The organism is Arthrobacter sp. OAP107 (genome assembly GCF_040546765.1).
GTDB lineage: Bacteria > Actinomycetota > Actinomycetes > Actinomycetales > Micrococcaceae > Arthrobacter.
The window spans coordinates 557,558-575,303 of the sequence record NZ_JBEPOK010000001.1; the positions used below are offsets into that span (position 1 = coordinate 557,558).

Sequence of the window (17,746 nt, forward strand, 5' to 3'; positions counted from 1 at the left end):
GGTCCGCTAGTACCCGCGCCCCTTGTCAAGCTTGATGGTTGCGTAGGCGTGGTCAGAATCCGACTTCCAAGTCCAATGGTTCTTCTTGTCCTTGTCCTGGAACCGGATCTTGACGGTATGGGATACCTTGACATCCTTGTCGCCGCGGTCGGCGTGTACCTTCTCCTTGTTGCTGACCCACTTGTCACCGTGGACCCAGACCCAGCCGTGGTCATGCCCGATCTCTTTGTCCCAGCGTCCGTGGCGCTGGAACATCTTTTGGTCGAAGTAGACCTTGGTGCCCTTGTCGCAGTGGATCTTGAACTTGAAGTCGACCTTGACTGACTTGCCGTAGTCCCGGTCCTTCTTGCCATAGTCGGCCTTGTCCGGCTTGTAGGCGGTGACGTGACAGTTGTCCTTATTGCCGTAATCCGGCATTGCGTTGGCTGGCGCAGCGAACGCAAACGGTCCGGCAAGCAGACCCATCGACATGGAGGAAACCAACGCGACCTTAGCCGTGCGGCGGGGTGTTGGCGCAGTGATTTTCATTGTTTCTCCCGCGAGATGTGTTCGGGCATCATTGGCCGATCACGTGACGCGTGGAGACCTATCAACCACTTATGTCCGCTTTATGATCGTCCACCCGGACGTGCCGGGTGGGCTTGGAACCGGACCCGTTCTCGGTGATACTGCTGGAATCCGGTGATTCAAAGTGTACGCCTATAAGTGGGTGTCAACACTTATTTACCGCAATTGTCAACCGGTAGCGGTTGCATTACTGCCGTCGGGAGCCGCCGCGGCGGCTGCAGGAAGAGGGCCGACGGCGGGCTGTCCCGGCGGCGGCCGCCTCACCCTGCGCCGCGCTACTTGCCCAGGAAGGCGAGCAGCGCCTCGTTGACCTCTGCCCCGTGCGTCCAGAGCAGGCCGTGCGGGGCGCCGTCGATCTCCACGTAGTCAGCCTCCGGCAGGGCCTTGCTGAACTGCCGGCCGGTGGCGTCGATCGGCAGGATGTTGTCCGCCGTGCCGTGCACGATCAGCGCCGGGACGTCGATCTTCGGGATGTCGGTGCGGAAGTCGGTGATCCAGGTGGGCTGGGCGGCCACGGAGGCGAATGCGCCGGAACTGGCGGCGAGGTCCCAGCTTGCCCTGAGGGACTCCTCGCTGAGGCGGGGGGTCCCCAGGAAAGTGTCGGTGTTGTAGAAGTTCTTGAAGAACTCAGTGAAGAAGGCGTACCGGTCCGCTGTAACCGCCTCGGTCAGGCCGTCAAAGACCGACTGCGGCACGCCTGTGGGGTTGTCGTCGGTCTGCAGGAGGAAGGGTTCCAGGGACCCGAGGAAGGCGGCCTTGACAACACGTGCCGATCCGAACGTGGAGAGGTAGCGGGCCACCTCGCCGGTTCCCATCGAGAAGCCCACCAGTACCGCGTCGTTGAGGTCCAGGGTGGTGAGGACGGTGTTGAGGTCGTCTGCGAAGGTGTCGTAGTCGTAGCCGGTGGTGGGCTTGCTGGACTTCCCGAAGCCGCGGCGGTCGTACGTGACGACGCGGTAGCCGGCGTCCAGCAGGGCGGCGGTCTGCTTCTCCCAGGAGGATCCGTCCAGGGGATAGCCGTGGATGAGGACAACAGCCTGCCCTGTTCCGTGGTCTTCGTAATAGAGCTCGATGTCGGTGCTGTTTTCCTGTCCAACGGTGATGTAAGCCATGCCAGCATTCCCTTCGGTCTCATGAGAACGGACGTCCTCAAGCGGTGGTACCAACCTATCGGGGTCGCGGGTCATGCGGGGTTGCGGGCCGGTGCGCGGCGCGTCACAGGATGTAGCCTGCAGGAATGGCGGCAGGGGCCGGAATGTTGTGCAGGGCATGAAAAGAATTGGCTTCCTGTCGTTCGGCCACTGGGGGCCTGTGCAGGGTTCCCGTACCAGGACGGCGCGTGATGCGCTGCTGCAGGGGATTGAGCTGGCCGTGGCCGCGGAGGACCTGGGGATCGATGGCGCGTTCTTCCGCGTGCACCACTTCGCGCGCCAGCAGGCGTCGCCTTTCCCGCTGCTCGCTGCCGCCGCAGCGCGCACCAGCCGGATTGAGCTTGGCACCGGGGTCATCGACATGCGCTACGAGAATCCGCTGTACATGGCGGAGGAGGCGGCGGCCACGGACCTTATCAGCGGCGGCCGGCTCCAGCTGGGTATCAGCCGTGGTTCGCCCGAGCCCGCACGCAACGGGGCCAGTGCTTTTGGCTATGCGCCGCGGGAGGGCGAGACCGATGCGGACATGGCGCGCCGGCACACTGAGGAGTTCCGGCGGGCCATCGCCGGTGCCGGCGTGGTGGAGGCCGACCCGCGGTACGCCGGAGGAGCCACCGGGCTGCTGCCCGTCCAGCCCCGCTCCGAGGGTCTTCCCGAGCGGATCTGGTGGGGCGCGGGAACACGGAAGACGGCGGTCTGGGCGGCCGAGCGCGGGATGAACCTCATGAGTTCGACCCTCCTGACCGAGGACACGGGGGTGCCGTTCCACGAGCTCCAGGCCGAGCAGATCGCCATGTTCCGTGAGGCATGGGCGGCGGCAGGACACGGCCGCGAGCCGCGGGTATCGGTCAGCCGCAGCGTACTGCCCCTGGCCGACGACGAGGACCGGCAGTACTTCGGGCTGAGCGCGCTCCGCGAGGGCCGGGACCAGGTGGGCGCCCTCGACGGAACCCTGGCCCGCTTCGGCAAGAGCTACATCGGTGAGCCGGATGTCATCGCCGCGGAGCTGTCCGCCGACGCCGCGGTGCAGGCCGCGGACACACTCCTGCTCACCGTCCCCAACCAGCTTGGCGTGGAGTACAACGCCAAGCTGCTGGGAAACATCGCCCGCCATGTGGCCCCGGCCCTGGGGTGGACGCCGTGGAATGTCCGGGAGCAGGCGTAACCTACTGGCATTGAACGGTTCCTCCCAAGGGGGCGGTTGCCATGGACCCGAATCACGTTCCTGTAAGCCGGGATTCCGGCCGCGGTCCATATTCCGGCGGCGGTCCGGGCGTCCGGCGGCTGGCTGCTGTCCTGCTGGTTGCCGGCGTCGTGCTTTCCCTCGGTTTCGGCGCCCTGCATCCGGGAGAGGCTGATCCGAACGATCACGCAGCGGCCTTCGCTGAGTATGCCCGCAGCGAGCCGTGGACGGTGGTGCACCTGGGGCAGTTTGTGGGCATGGCAGCCCTTGTCAGCGGGCTGTTGGTGCTGGGAACCGTGGCCGGCGGCCCGCCCGGACGCTCCGCATGGGCCGCGCGGTTGGGCAACTGGGCGGCGGCCGCTTCGCTGGCCCTGTATGGGGCACTGCAGGCGGTGGACGGCGTGGCGCTGAAGCATTCCGTGGATGCCTGGGCTGCCTCCGAGGGCGCCGACAAAGCGGTTCGCTTTGCCGCTGCGGAGGACATCCGCTGGCTGGAGTGGGGGATGCGCAGCTACCAAAGCTTCGTGCTGGGGGCGGCGCTCCTCCTGCTTGGCGTCGCGGTGGCCAGTTCGCCCGGGTTCCCGCGGCCGGTGGGTTACCTCATGGGACTGTCTGGAGCCGCATACCTGGCCCAGGGCTGGATCATCGGAGCCATAGGTTTCTCCGGCAGCAACACCGTGCCCACGCTGGCAGGCATCGCGCTCATCCTGGTCTGGACGCTTTGGCTCCTGGCAAGTTCGCTGAGGCGGCCCTAGTCCCGGCGCCGCTCCCGGCGGCTGTGCCTAGACTGGGATGCGACCGGCATTTCCCAGTGAGAGGCAGTGGCATGACCGACAGCAAGCGCAATGCGGAAGAGCCCAGTGATCTTCGCGGCCCTGACGACCCGGACGCCGTCGAACAGGAGCAGCCCCATCCTGAGGCTGGCACGGCGCACAACATTCGTGAGGAACAGATGACACAGGCCGGCGGCACAGTTCCCGCCGGCTACGTGGGCAGCGGGGCGCCGGAGGGCGGCCACAAGCCGGAAGAGGCCGCGGGCGAATCCGGCATGTGGGACGCCGGGGACAGGTAGCTAACGCCAGGCGATGATCCTGTCGGCACGGGAGCGCGTGGCTTCGATCAGGCGTGCGTTGGCCGCGTCCGGTCCGTTGGCCCAGGCCTCGGCCGCCGCACGGTCCATGCCATAGAGCATGTGCCGTTCGACCAGGCGGGCAAGGCGCAATTCACGCGGCGTGTCGATGAACCACACCTCGTCCAGCTGTGCCCGCACCTGCTGCCAGCGCGGATCGTCGTTGAGCAGGTAGTTGCCCTCCGTGATGATGATGGGGATGGCGGCCGGAACGGCCAGCGATGCGGCTACCGGCTCATCGATCGTCCGCCGGAAGTCCGGCGCGTACACAACGTCCTCGTCCCGGCGCGCAAGCCGCTGCAGGAGCGAAAGGTAACCGCCGACGTCGAACGTGTCCGGCGCGCCCTTGCGCTGCCGCAGCGGAGTGCCGTCAATGATGGCGTTGCCCAGGTGGAAGCCGTCCATGGGCACCACGAGGGCGGTATCTGGGCCGAGCGCGTCCGCGAGGCAGGCCGAGAAGGTGGACTTGCCGGACCCCGGTGAGCCGGCCACGCCGAGGAGAAGCCGCCTTCCGGAGGTCAGCCGGCTGCGCAGTTGGGCGACGGCCTGCTGGATTTCCGCGGATTCGAAAGCCAGGAGGGACTGGGGCTCAACGTTCGGAAGGGTCATGCACAGCATCCTAGGCGAGGCCCGGGACGCCGGAGTGTGTTGTGGCGCGTGAGCGTTCAGTCGAGCGGAATGGTGATGGTGATCGCCGTGCCTGTACCGGGGGACGAGATGATGTTCACGGTGCCGCCCGCCTCCTCGACCGCCTGTGAGATGGTCCTCAGTCCGTGGCCGTTGACTTCTCCCGCCGCCGGCGGAACCGATTCGAACCCAGTGCCGTTGTCCGCGACCATGAGGCGGATGCCGTGGAAGACTGCGGCAAGCCGGACGGTCACATCCGTGGCATGCGCATGCTTGAACGTGTTGCTCAGCGCCTCCTGCGCGGACTGGTAGAGCAGGGAGGCGCAGCCGGATGAGATCTCGACGCCGTGGTGCGGCGTCTCCCAGCGGACGCAGGTACCCTGGCGGCGCAGGGGAACCGTGAGCCTGTCGATGCAGCCGGCAAGCCCCAGCCGGTAAAAGTCCAGCGGCTGACGGTCGGTGATGACACCGCCGACCTCGACGACTTCCTCGAGAGTTGCTGACTGGTTCATGGCGGCCCCCCGGCTTCCTTGCGGTCCTCGTTGCATGTTTTCCCTGGAAATCGCTCCTCCAGGGGCTGATGCATTAAGGGTGGCGCCGGCCGATCAGGCTTGCCGCAGGTTTACCCCGGGATCCAATCAAGTTTCCGCAAGATGTTCTGCGGCCGGTGTCCTGTGGCTATGGGGCCATCATCCAGGGCTGGAGCGAGTGCTGCGGATACGTGACGGCGTCGGCGGCGTCGAGCACCTCCAGCGCGGTCATGTGCGCGGCTGCCGCCACTTCACGGATTGGCTTGCCGTGGGTTACGGCCGCGGCAACCGCACTTTGCAGGGTTGCAGCCGCGGGGTCATGCTCTACTGCTGCGGATTCCAGCGTCGCCACGGCTTCTTCCACCGCGCGGATATCGTCGTCCATCGGTACCCTCCTGTTTCTGCCCCATTGCAGTGACACGCGCGGCAGGAGAACAGCAACTGCTCCCCAGACGAAGTGTCATGTTCCTAAAACAATAAGACAGACAAGTCTGTCTCTGCCAGTGCCAAGGTACACTGAATCTCTGATGAGTGCTCCTGATGCAACCGGGGATGCCTTGCTGCCTGAAGAGGTGCGCACCGGCCATAGTGAACCAGTGGACCGGATTCTCGCTACCGCCTACGAACTTTTTTCCCACCGCGGTGTCCGCGACGTCGGAATCAATGAACTGATCGAGCAGTCCGGAGTGGCCAAGTCCACGTTCTACCGCCACTTCCCGTCCAAGGACGCACTGGTCCTGGCATTCCTGGCATTCCTGGCACTCCGCGACCAGGTCTGGACCGTGGACCTGATTGTCTCCGAGGCCCGGCGCCGGGGAGCCACTCCCGAAGGACGCCTGCTGGCCATCTTCGACGTCTTCGGCGACTGGTTCCAGCGGGACGATTTCGAGGCGTGCACGTTCATCAATGTCCTGCTGGAGATGGGTCCCGGGCATCCGCTGGGAGAGGCCAGCATCGGCTACCTCGCCAGGATCCGCGGCCACATCCAGGCGCTCGCAGAGGAGGCAGGGCTGGAACGCCCCGACGAATTTGCCCGCTCGTGGCACATCCTGATGAAGGGCTCCATCATTTCCGCGACCGAAGGTGACTTCCTCGCCAACAAGCGGGCGCAGCAGATGGCCGGCTGGCTGATCGCGCACCACCGAAGCTGACAGGCCGGCCCCGTTCAGTCGAGCCGCAGCAGGTTCCGCAGCGGAGCCGGGAGCCACTTCGGCTTCGGTCCGTCAGCGGCGTTCTCGGACCCGGCCAATGACGGCTCCGCGGTGCCGGCGGCGAAGTAGTCCCCGCCGGCCGGAAGATAATCACCGGCCGTGAGGTTGCCCCCGCCTGTTGCCGGCGGTAGGCAGGCGTTCTCGCTCAAATGGCACAGCAGCGCTTGCTCGGGTGAACCCGGATGTGAGGCCAGATGCTGCAGCAGCCGGCGCCGGGCTTCCGACTGCACATCCGTGGTGGCGAGGATGTCCAGGATGAGTTCGATAACCTGGGCCCGCATCACGGTCCGGTCAATCGACCTCAGCGAGTCACTGCAGAAAACCTCCAGCGCGTCCGCTGCATCCTGGGTGCACCGTCCCGGTTCGGCGGCAGTCTTCAGCCATTCAGGCTCAGCGGGGGTGGGGACATTAGCGTCCATCGGGACCTCCGGAAAGGTTCGCGCTTTCCGCCGGCGTCTTCATTGCGTTCTTCATCGCGGCTCCTTCATTGGCGGCGTGACTCTTGCATGGTGCCAATGTGCGGCACGTCTCCTGTGAAAAACTCGTCGCGGGGGACCCCCTTGATGGGCACGCCCTGCGGAAATGGGGGGTCCATCCAGCGAAAGGGGTGCTCACTGCCGGAGGCCGGCCCGCTGACGCCTGTGAGGTTCCCGGTTTTTCACAAGGAAACTCTCAGGATCCGACCGGGACGAAAGGGCCCGCGGCTGGTTGGCTGCAGCAAGGCCTGACCACCGCGCTCACAAGCGATCGGCAAGAGACAAGCATTCCGCAACGGCGTAGCTTTGTTGGTGTCGGGACCCGCTCCGGTCCTCCGCATCCTGCAACGGGGCCGGAAGCTGACAGGAGGTAACAGCGATGACCAACATATTCAGGCGTGCCGGTGTGGATATCCCGGAACCCTTCCGCCGGTTCCTGGAGGGGGATTTGGACGCCTGGCTGCGGGTGGAGGAATACCGTGAGTCAGGCTCCCTGGTGGTCAGGGCCGAGGCGCCGGGTATCGATCCCGACAATGACGTGGACATCACCCTCGCCGGCAGCCAGCTGCAGATCACGGTCCGCCGTGAGGAAAAGTCGGAGCACAGGGAGAGGGAAGGGTACCGTTCGGAGTTCCGGTTCGGCACGTTTTCGCGGACCGTAAGCCTTCCGGGCCCGGTGAACCAGGAGGACATCCACGCCTCGTACACGGACGGCGTCCTCGAAGTACGTGTTCCGTTGGCCGAGGAGCCAGCTGCGGGCGGCCACAAGATCCGCGTCTCCCGCGGCGCCGGAGCCAGTAGTTCAGGTACCGATGAAACGTCACGCACCATGGGGCAGGATCCCGAGGGCCAGAGTTTTGGTGGGCCCTAGGCCGCCACGTCAGCCCTCGTAGTGGGTCCTCGCCGGGCCCTGCCCGAGTGAGTCAACGATCGAGGTTGCAACGCTGTGCAGCTTGATGTTACGGGTGCTCGATGCTGCCTTGAGCAGCTCGAAGGCTTCCTCCTGGCTGCACCGGTTCTGCGCCATGATCACTCCGACGGCGACGTCGATCACAGTACGGGTTTCCAGCGTGGCCTTGAGGTTGGCGGCAGCGTCGCTGTAGTGGGCGAAGCGCACGGCAAGCCGCAGGGCCATGGAGGTCTGGCTGACGAAGTCCTGCGCCAGTTCCAGGACGCGGCCCTCGAACCGGCCCGGACGGTGTGAGTAAAGGTTCAGTGCTGCCCGGGTCTCGCCTTCGAGCACAAACGGGATGGCGAGGATGGAGCGGACGCCCTGCCCCAGCACCTTCTCCGCGTAGCTGTCCCAGCGGTCGTGCTTCTCGAGATCCGTGATGTGGATGGTGACCTGGTCGCGCGACGCGGTCATGCAGGGGCCGTCACCGAAGTCGTACTGGATCTCGTCCATGGCCTGCGCCTCGGGGCTGCTGCTCGCCACGGTTGCTGCCTTGCGGTGCCGCAGCAGGGTTACACCGCAGAGGACTTCGTCGCCGGGTTCGGACAGGCTGCGTGCGGAAATCCGGGCAAGCTCGTGAAGGAATTCGCCCACGTCGGAGCTGGTGAGCACCAGCTCGTTGAGGTGCTCCGTGATTGAGATTTCAGGTTTTGCGGTCGACTCGCTGGCCACGATCTTTCGGTACCGTTTCGCTCGGGTCAAGACGAACCGGCGGGCGCAGCGCAGGGGGACCCCGTGGCCGGGGCGGATAGCAGCGAGCAAGGTGCCGGATCGAACAACAATCCAACGGCCTTCTGCTAAACCGTACCGAGAAAATATACACCACAACCACTTGCGTCATGGTTGCCGTTACGGGCTCGGGCCCTAGGCTGGGGGAAAGGTGCCGGGCGGCGGAAGCCGCTGCGGCCATCGGAGTACGGCCGCCCGGGCCAGGGCCGGCCAACCAACAGGAGGAGGCCGCGGTGAGGATTGCCGTAACGGGAGGCAGCGGAAAGCTTGGACGGAACGTTGTCCGCAGGCTTGTGGCGGACGGGCATTCGGTTCTCAACCTGGACCGGACAGGCAGCCGGAGCCCGGACTTCGCCACCGTGGACCTGAGGAATTACGGGCAGGTTGTGGACGTCATCCTGGGCCTCGATGACAGGCACCAGGGCTTCGACGCGGTCGTCCATCTGGGCGCCATCCCGGCTCCGGGCCTGGTGCCCGATGCCGCCACCTTTGAAAACAACATGCTGTCCACCTACAACGTGTTCCAGGCGGCCCGCAGGGCCGGCATCAAGAAAATCGTGTACGCCTCCAGTGAGACCGTGCTGGGACTGCCGTTCGACGTCGACCCTCCCTACATCCCGGTGGACGAGGAGTATCCGGCCCGCCCGGAGAGCACTTATTCGCTGGTGAAGCATCTGGAGGAGCAGATGGCCATCCAGCTGACGCGCTGGGACCCGGAGCTGAGCATCGTTGGCCTCCGGTTCTCCAACGTCATGGACCCGGAGGACTACGAGGAGTTTCCGTCCTTTGACGCGGACGCCGCCCTGCGCAAATGGAACCTCTGGGGCTACATCGACGCGCGCGACGGTGCCCAGGCGGTGGCACGCGCGCTGGAATACCGCACGCCGGGATTCGAGGCCTTCATCGTCGCCAATGAGGACACTGTCATGGGCCGCTCCAGTGCGAGCCTGGCGGAAGAGGTGTTCCCGCGGGTGAAGGTCACCAAGGAGCTGGGCGAGCACGAGACCCTGCTGTCCATCGACAAGGCCAAGCGCCTCCTTGGCTATGCACCCGAACATAGCTGGCGGACCTACCACTCCAACCGCAGGACGCCCACGGAGGACTGAGCGCCCGCAGGACTGGGCGCGAACGGACACTTGAGGCCCCTGCTGTGAGGCTGAAAGGGGACTGAAGTGTTCGTTCGCGCTGTCCCGGGAAGCGGATGGTCAGGCGAGGGGCTGCAGGCTGGGCACGCCGTCGCCGATCCGGAAGGAAGGCTTGGTAGCGCGCTGAATCGCGAGTGAGCGGTAACGCCGCCCGGCGATGGCCGCTTGGCGATCTGGGGCCGCTACTTGGAGGGCTGGGGCACTTCGCAGGTTAGCTTGGGGTTGGCGCCCATGTAGTTCAGCGGTCCGGCCGCGATGGTGATGGCCACGGTTCCGGCCTCCGTGCAGGAGTCCGGGGAGCCGCTGAAGTAGCCCCGCTGAAATGCGGCGAACACGCCGACGATGAGCCAGATGACCACAAGCGTTCCGATGATCCTCACGGCAGCCTCCGTAGCCCCGTTGCCACTTCAATGTGTGACTAATTATCCACCGCGCCTGTCATTCCTGACAGGGCTACCGGAACGGGTCTATCGGTTCTGCCGGGCGGCTCCGGGGCTCCAGCCGGGTCAGCTGGGTTCGGTGGTGTCCACCGGTGTTTCCTCCACGTCCGGTGTGTCCTCCGCCGTGGCAATCTGGCTGTCGCTGGGGGTTTTGGCTCCCGTGCTGTCCGTGCCCTCTTCCGGCTCGAACGTGTTCGGCTCGCCCGCTCCCACCGCGACGCCGGCGCCGTCGTCGGGGACGCCGTCGCCCTGGGTTTGCGGTGAATCCTGGCCGGTTCCTTCAGTGCTCATGTTGACTCCTGAGACCTTGTGGGGCTGGAAGTTTCACCGTAACAGCGCGGGAGGGCATCCGTAAGGGGGCTTAGGATTTTCTGCCACCGGGGATAACCTTCACTTCTAGACAGTTTCCTCAGCGCACAGGCGGTCTTTCAGGTGGTAGAAGAATCAGCGGACAAGCATGGCCGGTGGCGGGTTTTCCATGACAAGTTCGTGGTCGAGGAACGTTATATGGACCCTGGGGCCAGGAAGGGCCTCTACGTGACGGCGACCGTCCTCGCCGTGGTGGGGGCAACCGTCTTTTTCTTTGCTCTCTCAGGTGTTCAGGACCATGACGGGCTGGCCAGCGCCGATGAGGCGTCATGGAGGTGGCTCCTGACTACGCGCACGCAGCTGCTGACCGTGGTGATGATTGTCCTGGCCGTCATCTTCGGGCCCGTGGCGCTGCCCATCATCGTCCTCATTGTCACGGTGGCTTGGGGCATTCTGGCGAAGCATGCCTGGCGGCCGATTCTGCTGGCGGCGGCAATGCTGACCGGTGTGGGGCTGGCGCAGCTCATCGGCAGGTCGGTAGACCGGCAGCGCCCTCCGGTGGACCAGATGCTGTTTGGTGCAGACCACACCTTTTCCTTTCCGTCGGGGCACGTTCTGGGGGCCTCGGACTTCCTGCTGATAACGGCGTTCCTGGTCTTTTCACGCCTCCGGAAACCAAAGACAACGGTGGTTGGCTTTGTCTGCGCCATCATCGGTGTGATCCTGGCGTCCGTCAGCCGGCTGTACCTCGGCTACCACTGGGTGAGCGACGCCGTGGCCTCCGTTGCGCTCTCCCTGGTGGTGCTCGGCGCCGTGATTGCCGTGGACACCTGGCGCACCGCCCGCGTGCCCGGCGAGCGGGTTACCGGTGAGCTGTCCAAAGCAGATACCCCGGACTGAGGCCATGGCCAACGAAGCAGATGTCCGCAGGATCTGCCTTGCCCTGCCAGGCGTGACCGAGCGCCCCAGCTGGAACCAGCCCGCCTGGTTTGCCAAGACCCTGATGGCGCGCATCTGGGAAACGGGCGTGCTCACGGTCAAGACCGCGGAGCGCGAGGCTTTGGCCGGCACGGATCCGGAGACGTACTTCTGGACGCCTCACCATGAGCGGTCGCCGCAGCTGGTCCTCGTCCGGCTTTCAAGGATCGACGGCGACCAGCTCGCCGAACTGCTTGAAGACTCCTTCCTGCTTGCCGGCGGCAGGCTGTAGTCCTTAGGTTCCGGCGCTTCCAAGTCTCGGCGTCGGGATCGGTGCCTGGGCTGTGGGACGGCCCCGTGGGCCCTTGCCATATGCTTCCCCGTCCAGATTTCCTCGATTTTCCTCTTGCCCAGGTTATTCACTGCTGCTATAAAAAATCTATATCCAACACCATAGATATCAGGTGGTGGGTAGCCATAAAACCTACATGCTGAAGGGAGTGGGAAGTGATGCTAATCCGTACTGACCCGTTCCGTGAGCTGGACCGGCTCACCCAGCAGGTCTTCGGAACAGCAGCCCGTCCGGCGGCCATGCCGATGGATGCGTGGCAGGAAGACGGGGAGTTTGTGGTGGCCTTCGACCTGCCCGGGATCTCGCCCGACGACGTGGATCTGAACGTTGAGAGGAACGTCCTCACTGTCCGGGCGGAGCGCCGGGACGCCACCCAGCCCAACGTCGAGCTGGTGGCTTCCGAGCGGCCCCGCGGCGTCTTCAGCCGCCAGCTCATTCTCGGCGACACCCTGGACGCGGACAAGATCAAGGCCAACTACGACCTTGGTGTACTGACACTGCGGATCCCCGTTGCCGAGCAGGCGAAGCCGCGCAAGATCGAGATCGAAAGCAAGGGCCAGCTGCATCAGATCGAGACGTAGCCGGCCGCCGCGCTGACAGGGACGGTCTGCGGGTCCCAGCCAAATTTCCCCAGGCCGTCCCCGCCGCGGCAATCAGGAACGCAACTGCAACAGGCTTCAGCGATGACCAGCCCCTCACCCAACTACTATGCGGTGCGGCAGGTTCCGCGAGGTTCTTCCCTGCGCGTCACCCCTGTCCGGCGGGAGACCGGACCTTGGGCCTGAAACCGATCCGAATCTCAGAGGAGAACCACCGCCATGAGTGATTGGCGCCGCTGCGACTCCCACCTGATCCCGGCGTTCCACGAGCGCTTCGAGCAACGCTGGGGCAAAGGCGCAGCGCCGTTCCTGGATCCCGAGGCCCACGAGGAGCCGCTGCCCCGCGCGCAGTGGATCAATCCCACAACCGGTGCTGCCCTGGCCGTCGTTCCCATCTGGTCGGACGACGACCGCCAGCACCGCACCTTTGGAGTCTTTTACCTGCCTCCCGCCGGGGACATCTGGGTGCTTCGCCCGGGCGTGACCGGTTTCCTCGAGCCCGGCGAGAACGGGTCCGCCAACCTTGTGGCTTTGCGCAACGACGCCTTCCGCAAAGCCGTAACCCACGCCAACGAATTCCTCTTCGGCCCGCCGCCGCTGGTGGACTAACCCGGACCGGCGAAGCCGACGCTGCCAAAGTCGGGCCCGGGGAAGAAGCCTGGCCCGGGGAAGCCGTGGCCACCGACGCCGCCGTGGCCGCCGGAACCGCCCTGGCCCTCCCCGCCGATGGCGGGGCCGCTGCCCAGCAAACTTCTGGTGAGGGTCTCGCCGTCGGCCATCAGCTCCTCCACAGCCTCGAGCAGGTGGCTGTCCGCTACCGGCCAGCCGCCCAGGGCGGCACGCACGACTGCACGGCGGACCAGTTCACGCGCGAATGAGGCCGTGGTCCCTTCGGTGCGGGCCGCCGCGTCCCGGACGGCGTCCGGGCCGAACGGAATGCCGCGGGCGTACAGCGTCACCAGTCCGATGCGTTCTTCCAGGGCAGGCAGTGGAATATCCACGGCCAGGTCAACGCGGCCGGGGCGCTGGGCGAGGGCCCGCTCCAGCATGTCCACGCGGTTGGTGGTGAGAACGAACGCGACGTCGGCGTCGTGGTCCAGGCCGTCCATGGCGTCGAGCACCTCGAACAGCAGCGGCTGTGGCCCGTGCCCGAAGCTCCGGTCCTCGGCGATCAGGTCGCAGTCCTCAAGCACGACGATGGACGGCTGCAGCGCCCGGGCCATGGCGGCCGCCTCGGAAATCCTGGCCAGGGACCCGCCGGACAGCAGGACCGCCGTGATGCCGGCGCTCTGGCTCAGCAGGTAGCGCACGGTGTGGGTCTTGCCCGTGCCGGGCTGGCCGTACAGCAGGATGCCCCGCTTGAGGTGCTGGCCGTACTCCTTCAGCGACTCCCGGTGCTCGGCGATGCCCAGGGCATGATCGGCCACCTTCTGGAGCAGCCCCTGCGGCAGGATGACATCAGTGGCGGTGAGTTCCGGCCGCGGGTGGAACGTCACGCCGCCGCTGCTGGGCCCGTACTCGCCCATGACCAGTGAAATGACCTGGCCTTTCAGGATGCTGCCGCGCTGCATCCGCCTGCCGAACTCGGCCAGGAAGTCCGCCGCATTTTTCGCATCCGCAGCCAGGACCTCCAGGCAGGCCGTTTGCCGGCCGTAGCGCGGCGCCGCGTCACGCTGCAGGACGGCAACGGGGCTGCCCGCGTGCCGGAACAGCCACAGGCCCAGGGCCACGGCCTGCCGCTGTTCGTCCGGCCCCACCGCGAGGTTGATGTAATCGGGCTGGGACAACGGGAACTGCGGGAAAAACTGCGACTGCTGCAGCATGTCGCTCAGTGACTGGTGGTGGCGTTGGTCACCGCCGCCGATGCCCACCAGCCGGAACTCCGGATCCTCGCCGGCGAGTTCGGCCATCAGGATGTCTGCGTCCACGAACCGGTGCGCCGGGACCTCTTCCACCACCACCGCGAGTGACTCGGCCGGCACCGCCAAATGCTCGGTGATGGTTGTCAGCAGCTGTGTGCCGGCCTTAACGCGGTGCTGGCCGGACTGCGCGATTTCCACGAGCCGCGCGAAATCGTCGATGAACTTCCCCAATTTTTCATCCATGCCGCAGACCCTACCAGCGGCGGTCAAGGTCCCCTCGTCAGCGGCCCCGGCCTGTGCCATTCTGGGAGGTACGCCGTCCGGAGGCACCGCAGCCTGGACGGCCGCAGTCCCCAGGGCTGCCGAAGGACCGCAGCCGTCGAAGGAGAAGGCCATGTTTGCGCCCAAGGGTTCGTTTTCCAGCTTCAGCGTTGACGACGTGGCCCGCGCCAGGGAGTTCTACGGGCAGACGCTGGGCCTGTCCGTGTCCGACGGCGCGATGGGCACGCTGGAGCTGTCCATGCCCGAGGGCCACACGATTTTTGTCTACCCCAAGGACAACCACGAGCCGGCCACCTTCACTGTCCTGAACCTGGTGGTGGACGACGTCGAGGCAGCCGTTGATGAGCTCAACGCGGCAGGCGTGCAGACCAAGATCTACGACGATCCCAACCTGCCCACGGACGAAAAAGGAATTGCCCGGGGAATGGGCCCGGACATCGCCTGGTTCAAGGACCCGGCAGGCAACGTGATTTCCGTGATTAATCCGGGGAGCGCCAATCCGGACACTGGCGCGCCCTGAGCGGTAGAATCCGGCAATCTGAAGTTTCGGCCCACCGCCTTTCACAACGTCACAGAGGTCCAGCGATGCATACTTCCGCCAAAGAACTCGCCGCCATGCTCCCGACGGGATTCACCCTGGGAGTCGCCACGGCAGCTTTCCAGATTGAAGGGGCGCTCGACGAGGACGGCCGGGGACCGGCCGGCTGGGACGTCTTTGCCGCCAAACCCGGGGCGATAGTTGACGGCCACAGTCCCGCCGTCGCATGCGACCATTACCACCGCATGCCCCAGGACGTGGCCCTGATGAAGGAACTGGGCATCGATTCCTACCGGTTCTCCCTGGCGTGGCCGCGGATTCAGCCGGACGGCCGCGGAGCGGTGAACCGGGCCGGCCTGGATTTCTACGACCGGCTGCTGGATGAGCTGCTGGCCAACGGAATTTCCCCGATGGTCACGCTCTACCACTGGGACACGCCGCTGGCCCTCGATGAGGACGGCGGATGGCTCAACCGGGACACCGCCTACCGGCTGGGGGATTTCGCCGCCATCGCCGCGGCCGCGTACGGGGACCGGGTGGCGCGCTGGGTGACCATCAACGAACCCGCCACCGTGACCACCAACGGCTACGCCCTGGGCCTGCACTCCCCGGGGAAGGCGGACTTCGCCAACGGCCTGCCTACCGTGCACCACCAGTTGCTGGGCCACGGGCTGGCGCTGCAGGCGCTGCGGGCCGCGAAGGTGCCCGGCGAAATCGGGATGACCAATGTGTACTCACCCGTTGTCCCCAACTCCGGCAACCCCCTCGACTGGATCAGCGCCGGAGCTATGGACGTGGCACAGAACCGGCTCTACGCGGACCCGGTGCTCACGGGAAAGTACCCCGACCTGATCCGTGCGGCGAAGTTCTTCTCGTCCTTTGATCACCCCGACGAGGACATGGCCATCATTTCCCAGCCCCTGGATTTCTATGGCATGAACTACTACATGCCCACCAGGGTGGCGGCCGGCGGCGGTGACAGCCCCGTGCCGGCGGCCATGGCGGAGGCGATGGGGGATGACCTCAAGGACGCCACACCCGGTGCCCCACTTCACATTGAGCCGTGGCCTGACACCGAAACGACTGCCTACGGGTGGCCCGTTAAACCCGAATACATGGCCGTGGCGCTCAAGGAAATGGCTGAGCGTTACCCGAACCTTCCGCCGGTGATCATCACGGAGGGCGGGGCCAGCTTCGAGGACATTATGGTCCGCGACAAGTCCACCAACCGGACCTTCATCCCCGACGAGCGGCGGCTCCGCTACCTCTCCGACCACTTGGGTACCGCCCTCCGCGCCACAGCCCCGGGCGGCGCAGCCGAACGGATCGACCTGCGCGGCTACTACGTGTGGTCGCTGATGGACAACTTCGAATGGTCCGGCGGCTACAAGCAGCCGTTCGGCCTGGTGCACGTGAATTACGAGACGCTGGAGCGCACGCCGAAGGCCTCGTTCTACTGGCTCCAGGAACTCTTGGAGGAACGGAAGCTGGCAGCCTCGGCGGATGCCGCTGTCGCCGCTGCGGCAGCAGGGCCGGACAGCGCTGTGACGGGCGGAATGCTGACAGACGCTGGGATGTCCGACGGCGGCACCGCCGACGCCGGGCCGGTCACCTGAGAAGTCCGGTCACCCGTTCGAGCAGCTAGAGCAGTTCGAGCTGCCGGAGCTGGCGGGCTATGCCCGCTCCGTCGGGGGAGTAGATCCACGGCACCGTCGAGGCGCTGTGGTCCCCGTCCTCCGAGTGGCCGCCGGCGAAGACGGCCTCACTGACGGACAGTTGCCGGATGGCGATGGCCGCCACCTTGTCCGCGTTGTGCTGCGTGAACTGCGAGTAGATCTGCTCGTCGTGCTGGCCGTTGTCGCCGATCAGCAGCCAGCGCATGTGCGGGAATTCCGCCGCCAGCCGCTCAAGGTTGCGGCGCTTGTGCTCCTGGCCGCTGCGGAACCAGCGGTCCTGGGTCAGCCCCCAGTCCGTCAGCAGCAGCGGGCCCGCCGGGTACATGTTCCGGGTCAGGAACCGTGCGAGCGTGGGCGCCGCGTTCCACGGGCCCGTCGAAAGATAGATGACCGGCGCATCGGGATGCTCCACGGTGAGCCGGTCCAGCAGGACCGCCATGCCGGGGGTGGCCATCCTGGCCCGCTCGCTCAGCACAAACGTGTTCCAAAGCGCGAGGAACGGCCTGGGCAACGCCGTTACCATAACGGTGTCGTCGATGTCGGAGACGATGCCGAACTTTGTGTCGGGGGCGATGACGAAGATGCTGGCTTCCACCGGCTCGGTGCCCTCGGAGCGGAGGATGGCGGTGTGCCAGCCGGGGGACAGGGACACCGGAATGTCGATGTCCACCAGCCCGCCGCGGTCGGCCTGGACCTTCGTGACCGTTCCGCCGATCTCGATTTCCACGTCCGAGCGGGGAATGGGCACGCTGGTGAAGGCCCGCCAGCCGCGCACATTCTCGGTGCCATTCCGGGCGGCGTGGTCGGCGCGGCTGCCGGGCACGGGCTTGCTGGCCAGCACCACGCGGCCCAGTACCCGGACCCACTCGGTGGACCCGTAGCCCTGGTAGGCGATGGTCTTGGGTTCGAACTTCCAGCGCCGGGCGACCTTCAGGCGCGCCGTGTTGATCGCATCCGAGAGTCTGTGGGCCAGACGGAAGACCCGCGTCCCTGACAAACTCGCCTCTGACAACGGTGATTCCTGTGACGCCATGTCCATGCCTTCACTCTGCCACAGGGCAGCAGCCCAT

At 65.9% G+C, this 17,746-nt stretch carries 23 protein-coding genes; 12 read left to right on the top strand and 11 right to left on the bottom strand.

The features are described 5' to 3' along the window. Window positions 1-6: 6 nt before the first annotated feature. Window positions 7-528, bottom strand: coding sequence for a hypothetical protein (locus ABIE00_RS02525; protein WP_354256326.1), 522 nt, complete (start codon window positions 526-528; stop codon window positions 7-9). Between the two features lie 314 nt (window positions 529-842). Beyond that, window positions 843-1,679 carry an alpha/beta fold hydrolase gene (locus ABIE00_RS02530; RefSeq protein ID WP_354256329.1) on the bottom strand — a complete coding sequence of 279 codons (837 nt, stop codon included), beginning with the start codon at window positions 1,677-1,679 and terminating at the stop codon, window positions 843-845. Window positions 1,680-1,836: 157 nt separating this feature from the next. Here ABIE00_RS02530 and ABIE00_RS02535 point away from each other — a divergent pair, with 157 nt between their 5' ends. The 3 genes from ABIE00_RS02535 (at window position 1,837) to ABIE00_RS02545 (ending at window position 3,973) form a co-directional block, all read left to right on the top strand. Next, a complete protein-coding gene (locus ABIE00_RS02535; protein WP_354256332.1) occupies window positions 1,837-2,883 on the top strand; it encodes an LLM class flavin-dependent oxidoreductase in 1,047 nt (348 codons plus the stop codon). A gap of 41 nt (window positions 2,884-2,924) precedes the next feature. After that, a complete protein-coding gene (locus ABIE00_RS02540; protein WP_354256334.1) occupies window positions 2,925-3,656 on the top strand; it encodes a DUF4386 family protein in 732 nt (243 codons plus the stop codon). A 71-nt stretch (window positions 3,657-3,727) separates the two neighbouring features. After that, window positions 3,728-3,973, top strand: a complete 246-nt coding sequence (locus tag ABIE00_RS02545; protein WP_354256337.1) for a hypothetical protein — start codon at window positions 3,728-3,730, stop codon at window positions 3,971-3,973. On the opposite strand, the gene ABIE00_RS02550 is transcribed toward ABIE00_RS02545, so the two are convergent. The 3 genes from ABIE00_RS02550 to ABIE00_RS02560 all read right to left on the bottom strand — a co-directional run bounded on the left by ABIE00_RS02550 (window position 3,974) and on the right by ABIE00_RS02560 (window position 5,572). After that, window positions 3,974-4,639 (bottom strand): nucleoside/nucleotide kinase family protein, encoded by a 666-nt coding sequence (locus ABIE00_RS02550; RefSeq protein WP_354256340.1) that lies wholly within the window; start codon window positions 4,637-4,639, stop codon window positions 3,974-3,976. Between the two features lie 56 nt (window positions 4,640-4,695). Then, entirely contained in the window at window positions 4,696-5,169 is a 474-nt protein-coding gene (locus ABIE00_RS02555) for a sensor histidine kinase (protein WP_354256343.1), read from the bottom strand. Between the two features lie 166 nt (window positions 5,170-5,335). Next, window positions 5,336-5,572 (bottom strand): hypothetical protein, encoded by a 237-nt coding sequence (locus ABIE00_RS02560; protein ID WP_331575407.1) that lies wholly within the window; start codon window positions 5,570-5,572, stop codon window positions 5,336-5,338. Window positions 5,573-5,714: 142 nt separating this feature from the next. Here ABIE00_RS02560 and ABIE00_RS02565 point away from each other — a divergent pair, with 142 nt between their 5' ends. Then, entirely contained in the window at window positions 5,715-6,338 is a 624-nt protein-coding gene (locus tag ABIE00_RS02565) for a TetR/AcrR family transcriptional regulator (protein WP_354256347.1), read from the top strand. Between the two features lie 14 nt (window positions 6,339-6,352). Here ABIE00_RS02565 and ABIE00_RS02570 read toward each other — a convergent pair whose 3' ends face one another. Then, window positions 6,353-6,817 (bottom strand): hypothetical protein, encoded by a 465-nt coding sequence (locus tag ABIE00_RS02570; protein WP_354256350.1) that lies wholly within the window; start codon window positions 6,815-6,817, stop codon window positions 6,353-6,355. A 436-nt stretch (window positions 6,818-7,253) separates the two neighbouring features. On the opposite strand from ABIE00_RS02570, the gene ABIE00_RS02575 reads away from it, so the two are divergent. After that, complete coding sequence (locus ABIE00_RS02575) at window positions 7,254-7,745, top strand: Hsp20/alpha crystallin family protein (protein WP_354256352.1); 492 nt, start codon at window positions 7,254-7,256, stop codon at window positions 7,743-7,745. Window positions 7,746-7,754: 9 nt separating this feature from the next. On the opposite strand, the gene ABIE00_RS02580 is transcribed toward ABIE00_RS02575, so the two are convergent. Further along, the gene (locus ABIE00_RS02580) at window positions 7,755-8,498 is read right to left on the bottom strand and encodes a GAF and ANTAR domain-containing protein (protein WP_354256355.1); all 744 of its coding nucleotides are present in this window, start codon (window positions 8,496-8,498) and stop codon (window positions 7,755-7,757) included. Between the two features lie 290 nt (window positions 8,499-8,788). Between ABIE00_RS02580 and ABIE00_RS02585 the strand changes: the two genes are divergently transcribed. After that, window positions 8,789-9,661 (top strand): NAD-dependent epimerase/dehydratase family protein, encoded by an 873-nt coding sequence (locus ABIE00_RS02585; protein WP_354256359.1) that lies wholly within the window; start codon window positions 8,789-8,791, stop codon window positions 9,659-9,661. 221 nt (window positions 9,662-9,882) lie between these two features. Here the strand turns inward: ABIE00_RS02585 and ABIE00_RS02590 are convergent, their stop codons facing one another. Both ABIE00_RS02590 and ABIE00_RS02595 read right to left on the bottom strand, forming a co-directional pair. Continuing rightward, window positions 9,883-10,080, bottom strand: coding sequence for a hypothetical protein (locus tag ABIE00_RS02590; protein WP_331575395.1), 198 nt, complete (start codon window positions 10,078-10,080; stop codon window positions 9,883-9,885). 126 nt (window positions 10,081-10,206) lie between these two features. Then, a complete protein-coding gene (locus tag ABIE00_RS02595) occupies window positions 10,207-10,431 on the bottom strand; it encodes a hypothetical protein (RefSeq protein WP_354256362.1) in 225 nt (74 codons plus the stop codon). A 216-nt stretch (window positions 10,432-10,647) separates the two neighbouring features. Between ABIE00_RS02595 and ABIE00_RS02600 the strand changes: the two genes are divergently transcribed. From ABIE00_RS02600 to ABIE00_RS02615, 4 genes are all read left to right on the top strand, one after another. Further along, the gene (locus ABIE00_RS02600; RefSeq protein ID WP_354256365.1) at window positions 10,648-11,349 is read left to right on the top strand and encodes a phosphatase PAP2 family protein; all 702 of its coding nucleotides are present in this window, start codon (window positions 10,648-10,650) and stop codon (window positions 11,347-11,349) included. 4 nt (window positions 11,350-11,353) lie between these two features. Next, the gene (locus tag ABIE00_RS02605) at window positions 11,354-11,659 is read left to right on the top strand and encodes an MmcQ/YjbR family DNA-binding protein (RefSeq protein ID WP_331575391.1); all 306 of its coding nucleotides are present in this window, start codon (window positions 11,354-11,356) and stop codon (window positions 11,657-11,659) included. A gap of 218 nt (window positions 11,660-11,877) precedes the next feature. Beyond that, window positions 11,878-12,300 carry an Hsp20/alpha crystallin family protein gene (locus ABIE00_RS02610; protein ID WP_354263245.1) on the top strand — a complete coding sequence of 141 codons (423 nt, stop codon included), beginning with the start codon at window positions 11,878-11,880 and terminating at the stop codon, window positions 12,298-12,300. 237 nt (window positions 12,301-12,537) lie between these two features. Beyond that, window positions 12,538-12,927, top strand: coding sequence for a hypothetical protein (locus tag ABIE00_RS02615; protein WP_354256368.1), 390 nt, complete (start codon window positions 12,538-12,540; stop codon window positions 12,925-12,927). On the opposite strand, the gene ABIE00_RS02620 is transcribed toward ABIE00_RS02615, so the two are convergent. Next, complete coding sequence (locus ABIE00_RS02620) at window positions 12,924-14,423, bottom strand: AAA family ATPase (RefSeq protein WP_354256371.1); 1,500 nt, start codon at window positions 14,421-14,423, stop codon at window positions 12,924-12,926. The genes ABIE00_RS02615 and ABIE00_RS02620 overlap by 4 nt on opposite strands. Before the next feature lie 151 nt (window positions 14,424-14,574). Here ABIE00_RS02620 and ABIE00_RS02625 point away from each other — a divergent pair, with 151 nt between their 5' ends. Both ABIE00_RS02625 and ABIE00_RS02630 read left to right on the top strand, forming a co-directional pair. Beyond that, a complete protein-coding gene (locus ABIE00_RS02625) occupies window positions 14,575-14,982 on the top strand; it encodes a VOC family protein (RefSeq protein WP_354256374.1) in 408 nt (135 codons plus the stop codon). A gap of 65 nt (window positions 14,983-15,047) precedes the next feature. Continuing rightward, a complete protein-coding gene (locus ABIE00_RS02630) occupies window positions 15,048-16,616 on the top strand; it encodes a glycoside hydrolase family 1 protein (RefSeq protein ID WP_354256377.1) in 1,569 nt (522 codons plus the stop codon). A gap of 25 nt (window positions 16,617-16,641) precedes the next feature. Here the strand turns inward: ABIE00_RS02630 and ABIE00_RS02635 are convergent, their stop codons facing one another. After that, the gene (locus tag ABIE00_RS02635; RefSeq protein ID WP_354256379.1) at window positions 16,642-17,715 is read right to left on the bottom strand and encodes an App1 family protein phosphatidate phosphatase; all 1,074 of its coding nucleotides are present in this window, start codon (window positions 17,713-17,715) and stop codon (window positions 16,642-16,644) included. Window positions 17,716-17,746: the final 31 nt, after the last annotated feature.

Coding starts and splice junctions, on each gene's coding strand:
- ABIE00_RS02550 (WP_354256340.1), bottom strand. CDS start 4,639: ATGACCCTTCCGAACGTTGAGCCCCAGTCCCTCCTGGCTTTCGAATCC.
- ABIE00_RS02540 (WP_354256334.1), top strand. CDS start 2,925: ATGGACCCGAATCACGTTCCTGTAAGCCGGGATTCCGGCCGCGGTCCA.
- ABIE00_RS02575 (WP_354256352.1), top strand. CDS start 7,254: ATGACCAACATATTCAGGCGTGCCGGTGTGGATATCCCGGAACCCTTC.
- ABIE00_RS02605 (WP_331575391.1), top strand. CDS start 11,354: ATGGCCAACGAAGCAGATGTCCGCAGGATCTGCCTTGCCCTGCCAGGC.
- ABIE00_RS02560 (WP_331575407.1), bottom strand. CDS start 5,572: ATGGACGACGATATCCGCGCGGTGGAAGAAGCCGTGGCGACGCTGGAA.
- ABIE00_RS02595 (WP_354256362.1), bottom strand. CDS start 10,431: ATGAGCACTGAAGGAACCGGCCAGGATTCACCGCAAACCCAGGGCGAC.
- ABIE00_RS02620 (WP_354256371.1), bottom strand. CDS start 14,423: ATGGATGAAAAATTGGGGAAGTTCATCGACGATTTCGCGCGGCTCGTG.
- ABIE00_RS02570 (WP_354256350.1), bottom strand. CDS start 6,817: ATGGACGCTAATGTCCCCACCCCCGCTGAGCCTGAATGGCTGAAGACT.
- ABIE00_RS02555 (WP_354256343.1), bottom strand. CDS start 5,169: ATGAACCAGTCAGCAACTCTCGAGGAAGTCGTCGAGGTCGGCGGTGTC.
- ABIE00_RS02565 (WP_354256347.1), top strand. CDS start 5,715: ATGAGTGCTCCTGATGCAACCGGGGATGCCTTGCTGCCTGAAGAGGTG.
- ABIE00_RS02630 (WP_354256377.1), top strand. CDS start 15,048: ATGCATACTTCCGCCAAAGAACTCGCCGCCATGCTCCCGACGGGATTC.
- ABIE00_RS02610 (WP_354263245.1), top strand. CDS start 11,878: ATGCTAATCCGTACTGACCCGTTCCGTGAGCTGGACCGGCTCACCCAG.
- ABIE00_RS02545 (WP_354256337.1), top strand. CDS start 3,728: ATGACCGACAGCAAGCGCAATGCGGAAGAGCCCAGTGATCTTCGCGGC.
- ABIE00_RS02535 (WP_354256332.1), top strand. CDS start 1,837: ATGAAAAGAATTGGCTTCCTGTCGTTCGGCCACTGGGGGCCTGTGCAG.
- ABIE00_RS02635 (WP_354256379.1), bottom strand. CDS start 17,715: ATGGACATGGCGTCACAGGAATCACCGTTGTCAGAGGCGAGTTTGTCA.
- ABIE00_RS02530 (WP_354256329.1), bottom strand. CDS start 1,679: ATGGCTTACATCACCGTTGGACAGGAAAACAGCACCGACATCGAGCTC.
- ABIE00_RS02600 (WP_354256365.1), top strand. CDS start 10,648: ATGGACCCTGGGGCCAGGAAGGGCCTCTACGTGACGGCGACCGTCCTC.
- ABIE00_RS02625 (WP_354256374.1), top strand. CDS start 14,575: ATGTTTGCGCCCAAGGGTTCGTTTTCCAGCTTCAGCGTTGACGACGTG.
- ABIE00_RS02525 (WP_354256326.1), bottom strand. CDS start 528: ATGAAAATCACTGCGCCAACACCCCGCCGCACGGCTAAGGTCGCGTTG.
- ABIE00_RS02615 (WP_354256368.1), top strand. CDS start 12,538: ATGAGTGATTGGCGCCGCTGCGACTCCCACCTGATCCCGGCGTTCCAC.